The sequence below is a fragment of the Bacillus sp. JJ1122 genome (assembly GCF_036964885.1).
Lineage (GTDB): Bacteria > Bacillota > Bacilli > Bacillales > Cytobacillaceae > Mesobacillus.
On sequence record NZ_JBALQL010000001.1, the window covers coordinates 321,440 to 330,145 of the forward strand.

The window sequence follows — 8,706 nt, forward strand, 5'->3', positions numbered from 1 at the left end:
TCTTCACCTGCCCTCGTTGAATTCCTGATATTCGACGATAGCAAGAGTGATATTATCTTCGCCGCCGTATTGGTTGGCCCTTTTGATAAATTCTGCTGCCTTCTCTTCCAAAGGCAGTTCATTCTTAATGACACTCTCCATTTCCTCAAGGCCAACCTTATTAGATAGACCGTCTGAACATAGGAGTAATGCATCGCCTTCTTCAAAGATAATCGTTTTTAAATCCATTTCTACGGATTCCTCAGTACCTAGTGCTCTTAACAGCACATTTTTCCGCGGATGATGCTCGGCGTCTTCCTTTGTGATTTGGCCTGAACGAACAAGCTCGTTGACAAGTGAATGATCCTCAGTCAATTGCTTGAAACCCGACTCGTTCAATAAATAGCAGCGGCTGTCACCGATATTCACGACTGTTGCAAAAATATTTGTGCAGATGGCACCAACTACAGTCGTCCCCATGCCTTCGCACTCTGTATTAAATAAAGAATGCTGGAATAATTGCTTATTAACTTCTAATACCGCTTCTTTGAGCCATTTTTCTGCTTCTTCTGCTGTATGTATCTTAGATGATTGTTCCCAGAGGCTTTTTAAATGTTTGATTGTCATATCACTGGCAACATCTCCTGCACGGTGGCCGCCCATGCCATCTGCTACGATGGCAAGGCGCTGCCCGTCAGAATTGATAAAGATGCCGCCGTTGTCCTCATTATGCAGACGAACTTTTCCCCTGTCCGTCATGAAAACAGCCTTCATCTTTTCACCTCGTCTCTTCTTTTCTTTCCTTAGCTCGAAGTTGTCCGCATGCCGCTTCAATGTCATGCCCTTGTTCTCTTCTAATTGTAACATTCACACCCCTGTCACGGAGCGTGCGTTCGAATTGAAAGATCTGGCTTTTCGGCGTCCTTACGTAATCTCGCTCCGGAACATAATTTACAGGAATCAAATTGATATGGCACTTAAGACCCTTTACCAGGTTTGCAAGCTCTTCAGCATGCTCTACCTGATCATTGACACCGCCAAATAATCCATACTCAAAGCTGATCCTTCTGCCCGTTTTATTTACGTAATAACGGACCGCATCCATAAGATCAGGAAGTTTGTACGCACGGTTGATTGGCATTAGCCTGCTTCTAAGCTCCGAATTCGGTGCATGCAGGGAGATTGCGAAATTGATCTGCATATTCTCATCCGCAAATTGATAAATCTTTGGGATGATTCCGCTTGTAGATACGGTGATATGGCGTGCACCAATATTCAGGCCTTTTTCATGGTTGACGATCTTCAAGAATGAAAGCATATGGTCATAGTTGTCAAACGGCTCGCCGATTCCCATGATGACAATAGAACTTACTCTTTCATCAGTTTCGTCTAATGCCTGTTGTACTTTTACGACCTGGGCAACGATTTCTCCTGCTTCAAGATTTCTTTTTAATCCGCCAAGCGTTGAAGCACAGAATGTACAGCCAATCCGGCACCCGACCTGAGTCGTAACACAGACTGAGTTTCCATACTCATGCCTCATCAGTACGGTTTCAATTGAAACGCCATCATGCAGCTCAAACAAAAATTTAATTGTTCCGTCAGAAGATGTCTGCTGAATGATTGTACTTAATGTTGTCAGCACAAAATGCTGATCAAGCTTGTCTCTTAATTCCTTAGAAAGATTGGACATGTCCTCGAATGAAACAGCTCTCTTTTTATAGAGCCAGTCAAAGATCTGTTCAGCTCTAAATGGTTTTTCGTCTTGCTCCTTCAGCCAATTTTTCAGTTCTTCTAGCTGAAGTGAATAAATGGACTGTTTACCTGTATTTTCTGTTTTGACATTTCTCGTTGAATTTTCCTGTTCCATGTTATTCTACCTTCTTTCTTAAACAAGCAATATAGAATCCATCAGAGCCAAAATCCTGCGGAAGAATCTGAACATCAAATCCATTGATCAATGGTTTGATTGCTTCCGGCATTCTTTTCGCAAATTCAAGATCTCCTTCAAATTCATGATGCTCAAGCAAAAATTTATTCACGACTTCTTGATTCTCTTCTTCATCAACAGTACAAGTGCTATATACTAGTGCGCCTCCCGCTTTTAGCAGTGGTGCTACTGATTGTAGCAATGAAAGCTGAATGGACTGAAGCTGGGTTAAATCATTCTCTTTTTTAGTATACTTCATATCGGGTTTACGTCTCATTACACCTAGACCAGAACATGGAGCATCGAGCAGAATCCGGTCGACAGATTCCTTTTCAAAATGCTCTGCAGCTTGCCTGCTGTCCATTTTCTTAGCTTCAATGTTTTCTAATCCAAGACGTTCGGCATTTTTAACAATGAGCTTAACTTTGTGCTCATGAAGATCTAGAGAGATTACTTTCCCGCTGTTGCCAAGCTTTTCAGCTATGTGTGAAGATTTCCCCCCTGGAGCTGCACAAGCATCGAGGATAACTTCTTCTTCTTTGATATCAAGTGCATGCGCAACCAGCATGGAACTTTCATCCTGGATCGTCAACAATCCATATTTGAAGGCCTTTGAAGATGCGAGGTTCCCGCGCAGACATTTGATTGCTTCTGGTAAGATCGGACTTGGTTCAACTTCAAAGCCTTCGTCCACAAGCAAATCAAGGCACTCTTCACGAGATATTCTTGTCAAATTGACTCTTGCCGTTTGCAGAGGGGCTGTCAGGTTCACCTCACACATTTCACGTGTTTTTTCAATTCCGAATTGGCTGACCCATCTCTTGACGAGCCATAATGGATGGCTTGTCACAATTGATATTTTTTCTGCAGGGTCTGTTATGCTATCCAAGCTCGGCAGCCCTTTTCTCTGGATACTTCGAAGAACTCCATTCACAAGGCTCGCTATGCCTTTATGACCGCGGCGCTTAGCGATTTCTACGGCTTCGAATATGGCAGCTCTGTCAGGAATTTTATCTAGGTACACCATCTGATAAACCGTCATGCGAAGCAGATTGATGACCCAGCTTTGCAGCTTCTTATTATCCTCAATAAAAGGTTTAAGGTAAAAATCGAGAGTCATCTTCCGCTGGAGTGTGCCATAGACCAATTCAGTCAGCAGCCCAATATCAATAGGGTTGATTTCATTTTTTTCAATTGCGCTGTTCAGCAGCAAATTGCTGTATGCCTGATTCTTTTCAACCGTCTCCAACAATTGGACTGCTGCGTCCCTTACATTTTTCTTTTTACTCATCTTGATCTCCTAACTTAAGTCCAGGCTCGATGCTCGAACCTGCACCAAGCAAAAACTGCCTTGCATCCATTTTCTTCTTGCCCGCAGGCTGCAGCTCAGTTATTTTTATTCCAGTTTCATTCCCAGCAGCGACAATGAAACCATCCTCTTCTAGTTTAACAATCGTTCCTGGCTCCTGGTTTCCTGAATGGGGTGACTTTTCGGATCCCCATATTTTCAGTACCGCACCATTCATGGTCGTATATGCAACTGGCCATGGATTCATGCCGCGGATATGGTTATAAATTTGTTCTCCCGGCTTCTTCCAGTCAATTTTCTCCTGTTCACGTTTAATGTTCCATGCAAATGTTGCCTCTTCATCTTTTTGAGGGACAGGTGCAAGCTCACCTTTTAACAGCTTTGGAATAGTTTCTGATAATAAGTCAGCACCTGCAGCACTCATTTTATCATGAAGCGTTCCAACCGTATCTGTATCAGTTACCGGCACCGAAATTTGTGTAAGAATATCACCAGCATCCAGTTTTTCAACCATATACATAATCGAAATACCTGTCTTTTCTTTCCCCTGAATGATTGCGTAATGAATCGGCGCACCGCCGCGAAGCTCTGGGAGCAACGAAGCATGGACATTAATACATCCATATTTTGGAGCCTCAAGTAATTGTTTTGGCAAAATCTGTCCAAAGGCTGCCGTCACAATTAAATCCGGCTCCAATGCAAGAATTTTATCCAGTTCTTCCTGCTGGCGAATTTTTTCCGGCTGATAAACAGGGATGTCATGCTTCAGTGCCTCTGACTTAACAGGAGGGGGTGTCAGCACTCGTTTCCTGCCAACCGGACGGTCAGGCTGGGTAACTACGGCGATCACATTATATCCGTCATCAATCAGCCTTCTTAAAACAGGAACAGAAAAATCCGGTGTTCCCATGAAAACTATTTTTGTCATTCCTGGTTCAGCTCCTCTAATTCAGCTTCTTCCAAATACCTAGTTACCTTTGAGGTAAATAACACTCCATGCAAATGGTCGATTTCATGCAGGATTGCCCTGGCCAGAAATTCTTCAGCTTCTATTTCAAAGCTTTTGCCTTTACGGTTTTTCGCTTTGACTTTTACATAATTTGGACGTGTGACTTGGCCATATAAACCAGGAAAGCTTAAACAGCCTTCAGGTCCTGTCTGTTGGCCGCTTGTTTCAATGATTTCCGGATTGATCAGTTCAATCGTTCCATGCTCATCTTCAATATCAACAATCGCAATTTGCTTATTTATATCTATTTGCGGAGCAGCCAGGCCAACTCCATCAAATTCAATCATTGTATCATACATATCATCCAGCAGTTTTGCGAGCTTTTTATCAAAAACTGTAACCATTTCGCATTCCTGCTCCAAAATATCTGCCGGGTAGTTAACTATTTTACGTACTGCCAAAATAAATCCTCCAATAAATCCATTAAATATTTTAATCGTTTGGCTATTAAATTAGCGCTGTAAAACAAGGCTGTTGATTTTCGTTCCAGGCGCTTCGCTTTCCGCGGGGCTGGCTCTGAGCCTCCTCGACGCTTCGCTACTATCAACAGGTGCTGAGATATGCATCTTTTAGATAGCCAATCGTTTAAATCTTAGTTTGTTCAAGAGCCTTTTACCGTAAACTTCATGTTTTTCAGCAAATATAAAACCTGATTAATCGGGGCATCCAGGTCTTTTACATCAAGATATAGGGGTTGAGATCGACGGAAATTTGCAGTCCTTCTTTCCCCATCTCCTGCTGGTAATGATCGAGAATTGCCTTTAGCGCCTTATTCAGGTCTGGTTCCTTTTTGTATTTTATCAAACATTGATACCGATATCTATCGTTGATACGTGGAATCGGGGATGCGACTGGCCCCAGGACGACCGCTTCCCTCGAAAGCCTGGAAGAAATGAATTTAGCTATCTTTTCAGTGACAGACACCACCTTCATTAACTCCTGGTGGCTGACTGTGACCAGTGAAAGATAATAAAATGGCGGATACTGATGGACTTTCCTAACCATCATTTCCTGCTGGTAGAACCGATCATAATCTTGAGTTCCGGCAAGCTCGACACTATAATGCTCCGGTGAATATGTCTGGATGACAACTTCACCGGGAAGCTGATGTCTGCCTGCCCTGCCGCTCACCTGGGTAAGCAGCTGAAATGTTTTTTCTGATGAACGAAAGTCTGGCAAATGCAGCATGGTATCAGCAGAAAGAACACCTACAAGCGTAATATTGGGAAAATCAAGCCCTTTTGCGATCATTTGAGTGCCAAGCAAAATGTCCGCCTGACCTTCCTGAAAGGCAGTCAAAAGCTTCTCATGAGAGCCCTTCCTTCCTGTTGTATCCACATCCATGCGGATGACCCTCGCTTCTGGCAGCAGCTTATTGAGTTCTTCCTCCACCTTTTGCGTTCCAGTGCCAAAATAGCGGATATGCTCGCTATTGCATTCAGGGCATATAGTTGGAACCCTGTCTTCATGACCGCAATAGTGGCATTTCATCTGTTCATTATACCGATGGTAGGTCAGGGTGATATCACAATGCGGACAGTTCATCACATAGCCGCAATCCCTGCACATGACAAATGATGAGTGGCCGCGTTTATTTAAAAACAGTACAGTCTGTTCTTTTTTCTCGATCCGGTCCTTTAATTTTTCAAATAGTTTCACTGAAAACATTGACCGGTTGCCTGTGCGTAGTTCCTCTCTCATGTCGACGATTTCTACAGACGGAAGATCCTGATTGTTCATCCTCTTTGGAAGGGATAGCAATGTGTACCTTCCCTTTTGCGCGCGCGCGAATGATTCAAGTGATGGAGTTGCGCTGCCAAGGACCACAGGACAGTTATACGTTCTTGCTCTTTGGATTGCAACATCCCTTGCATGATAGCGAGGGTTTTCTTCCTGTTTATAGCTAGTTTCGTGCTCTTCATCAATGATGATGATTCCTAAGTTTTCAAACGGAGCAAAGATTGCTGACCTGGCTCCTACTACAACCTTTACTTCTTTGCGCTGAATCTTCCGCCACTCATCATATTTTTCTCCGGCAGATAGGCCGCTGTGCATGACTGCAACATAATCCCCAAACCGCTCTTTGAAGCGAGTGACCATCTGGGGTGTAAGCGCAATTTCAGGTACAAGAACAATCGCTTCTTTTCCGTTGTTCAATACCTCCTGAATAGATTGAAGATAAATCTCCGTTTTACCGCTCCCAGTCACTCCGTATAGGAGGAAAACTTCATGCTGTTCATTTTCGATTGAAGCAAGAACAGGACTGATTGCCCTTTCCTGTTCCACCGTAAGCGTCAATGCGGTTTTCTTAGCAAAATCCCGTTCTGCGTAAGGATCTCTGTAAACCTCTAATTCTTCAGTCTTTAAAATCCCTTTTTTCACAAGCGAATTGATGGATGCTTGTGAAATACCAAGTGTAGTAAGGATTTGTCTTTGTTCAGCCGGTTCAGGATGCTCAAGAAAAAAATCAATGATTGCCTGCTGTCCCGATGCCTGTGCGGGGAGATTGTCCCTGATTTCTGTCAGCTGCCCTGGATTTACAGCCGGTAAGACGTGCTTAAGCAGCTTTTTACGCACCCTGTCCTTTACTCGATAGATGACTTCAATCCTGCCTTCTGAAGCTTCCTTATGAAGCTGCTGGACTAGCCCCAGTGAGACAGCGTCTTCCCATTTTATTTCACGGCTTTCCTTGAAAAGATCCTTTAGCTTTTCGTGGACATTTTCTAAATCAGCTGATTTGGAAAGCACTATTTTCTTCTCATACTTTGCCTTCAATGCAGCAGGGAGCATTGCCTGATAGGAGGAAATCTTATAGCTTAAAGTATGCTCCGTTAACCATTCTCCAAGTTCTAGCAATTCTTCATTTAAAACAGGATTCAAATCAAGGGGCTCAACGATTTCACGCAACTTAGAAAAGCTCGATTCATTTTTAAGCTCTGTGACAAAGCCCTGGATTTTCCGGGGGCCAAAAGGGACAATCACCCTAATTCCAGGCTTAATGATATCTTTGAATTTATCCGGAATTTTATAGTCAAAGGTTTTGTCTGTCTGCTTTGCGGGCACATCGACAGTCACACTGGCTATATTCATAGGCGATCATCCTTTGATAACAGTTGAGTAACCTGTAAAAGGAGGTTTTTGGCAACCTCGGTTTTCGCCATTAACGGTAAATTGACATTGGTTCCATCTTTTTTATAGATGGTTACGATATTCGTGTCAGTGCCGAATCCCGCTCCTGCTTTTTTCACATCGTTCGCAACGATCATCTCGGCATTCTTCTTCACCAGCTTGCCTTTTGCATGTTCTTCTACGTTGGTGGTTTCAGCGGCAAATCCAACGATCACTTGCGTAGTCTTCCTTTTGCCTAACTCGAAAAGGATGTCCTTTGTACGTTCAAGCTCAAGGTACTCCTCGCCTTCCTTCTTCTTCATTTTTTCTTCGTATACATATTTAGGACGGTAATCTGCTACCGCAGCTGTTCCAATGATGACATCTGCCTGCTCGAAATGATCCATTGCTGCAAGGTACATTTCCTCAGCACTTTCTACTGGAACAAGCTCTACTCCTTTTGGTGCTTCCAAGTGGACTGGGCCGGAAACAAGAATGACCCGCGCACCCATCTTTTCTGCTTCCGATGCGATCGCATAGCCCATTTTACCGGTTGAATGGTTGGTGAGAAAGCGCACAGGGTCAATTTTCTCCCGGGTAGGACCTGCTGTAATCAGAACCGTCTTGCCCGTGAGCTCCGCGTTTTCCCTATTGAAAAACTTGATAGCAAAATCAACAATCGTTTCAGGTTCCTCAAGCCTCCCCTTGCCTGTGTACCCACATGCCAAATATCCTTCAGCAGGTTCGATAAAATCAAAGCCAAAGCTTCTTAATGTCTCCATATTTTTTCTCACAGCTGGATGATTGTACATATGTACGTTCATTGCTGGCGCTATCCAGATCGGAGCTGTAGCAGCCAGCAGAGTAGTCGAAATCATATCGTCAGCAATCCCATTTGCAAGCTTTCCAATGATATTCGCTGTTGCGGGTGCCACAATGATCAGGTCTGCCCAGTCTGCCAGGTGGATATGGGCGATTTTTTCTGGATGTTTTTCATCGAATGTATCTGTATATACCTCACTTCTGGACAGCGCCTGGAAAGTGAGTGGAGTAACAAATTTGGCGGCCGATTCACTCAGGATGACCTTCACTTCGGCACCGGCCTGAGTCAATTTGCTTGTCAGCGCAGCCCCTTTATATACGGCGATTCCGCCCGTAACACAAAGTAAGATTTTTTTACCGTTCATCATGTCAGAGAACCCCCATTTTACACAAACTTTCATTATGATTGAACTATAACATTTTTTCACAGATTAAGCATGAAATGCGCAAGCAGATCCTAGGATTGAAGGAATTTCAAAGTAGTTTTTTAAAAACAATGCTCTGTTAAAGCTAAATGTTGTTTTTAATACCAGTTGATTGTAGTGGAAG

At 43.5% G+C, this 8,706-nt stretch carries 7 protein-coding genes; all 7 read right to left on the reverse strand.

Going from position 1 to position 8,706, the window contains the following annotated elements:
- Nucleotides 1-3: 3 nt before the first annotated feature.
- Complete coding sequence (locus V7201_RS01595; RefSeq protein ID WP_335375024.1) at nucleotides 4-753, reverse strand: Stp1/IreP family PP2C-type Ser/Thr phosphatase; 750 nt, start codon at nucleotides 751-753, stop codon at nucleotides 4-6.
- 4 nt (nucleotides 754-757) lie between these two features.
- On the reverse strand, nucleotides 758-1,849 hold the full coding sequence (rlmN, locus tag V7201_RS01600; RefSeq protein WP_335375025.1) for a 23S rRNA (adenine(2503)-C(2))-methyltransferase RlmN: 1,092 nt from the start codon (nucleotides 1,847-1,849) through the stop codon (nucleotides 758-760).
- Nucleotide 1,850: 1 nt separating this feature from the next.
- The gene (gene rsmB / locus V7201_RS01605; RefSeq protein ID WP_335375026.1) at nucleotides 1,851-3,200 is read right to left on the reverse strand and encodes a 16S rRNA (cytosine(967)-C(5))-methyltransferase RsmB; all 1,350 of its coding nucleotides are present in this window, start codon (nucleotides 3,198-3,200) and stop codon (nucleotides 1,851-1,853) included.
- On the reverse strand, nucleotides 3,193-4,146 hold the full coding sequence (fmt, locus tag V7201_RS01610) for a methionyl-tRNA formyltransferase (RefSeq protein ID WP_335375027.1): 954 nt from the start codon (nucleotides 4,144-4,146) through the stop codon (nucleotides 3,193-3,195). The genes rsmB and fmt overlap by 8 nt, the downstream gene beginning before the upstream one ends.
- Nucleotides 4,143-4,628 carry a peptide deformylase gene (gene def, locus V7201_RS01615; protein WP_335375028.1) on the reverse strand — a complete coding sequence of 162 codons (486 nt, stop codon included), beginning with the start codon at nucleotides 4,626-4,628 and terminating at the stop codon, nucleotides 4,143-4,145. The genes fmt and def overlap by 4 nt, the downstream gene beginning before the upstream one ends.
- A 274-nt stretch (nucleotides 4,629-4,902) precedes the next feature.
- A complete protein-coding gene (gene priA / locus V7201_RS01620) occupies nucleotides 4,903-7,317 on the reverse strand; it encodes a primosomal protein N' (RefSeq protein WP_335375029.1) in 2,415 nt (804 codons plus the stop codon).
- Nucleotides 7,314-8,525 carry a bifunctional phosphopantothenoylcysteine decarboxylase/phosphopantothenate--cysteine ligase CoaBC gene (coaBC, locus tag V7201_RS01625; RefSeq protein ID WP_335375030.1) on the reverse strand — a complete coding sequence of 404 codons (1,212 nt, stop codon included), beginning with the start codon at nucleotides 8,523-8,525 and terminating at the stop codon, nucleotides 7,314-7,316. Before coaBC ends, priA begins: the two co-directional genes overlap by 4 nt.
- Between the last annotated feature and the right edge of the window lie 181 nt (nucleotides 8,526-8,706).

What these genes read in the sequence shown, in the direction of transcription:
- fmt (WP_335375027.1), bottom strand. Translation starts at nt 4,146, where the DNA reads ATGACAAAAATAGTTTTCATGGGAACACCGGATTTTTCTGTTCCTGTT.
- V7201_RS01595 (WP_335375024.1), bottom strand. Translation starts at nt 753, where the DNA reads ATGAAGGCTGTTTTCATGACGGACAGGGGAAAAGTTCGTCTGCATAAT.
- rlmN (WP_335375025.1), bottom strand. Translation starts at nt 1,849, where the DNA reads ATGGAACAGGAAAATTCAACGAGAAATGTCAAAACAGAAAATACAGGT.
- priA (WP_335375029.1), bottom strand. Translation starts at nt 7,317, where the DNA reads ATGAATATAGCCAGTGTGACTGTCGATGTGCCCGCAAAGCAGACAGAC.
- rsmB (WP_335375026.1), bottom strand. Translation starts at nt 3,200, where the DNA reads ATGAGTAAAAAGAAAAATGTAAGGGACGCAGCAGTCCAATTGTTGGAG.
- coaBC (WP_335375030.1), bottom strand. Translation starts at nt 8,525, where the DNA reads ATGATGAACGGTAAAAAAATCTTACTTTGTGTTACGGGCGGAATCGCC.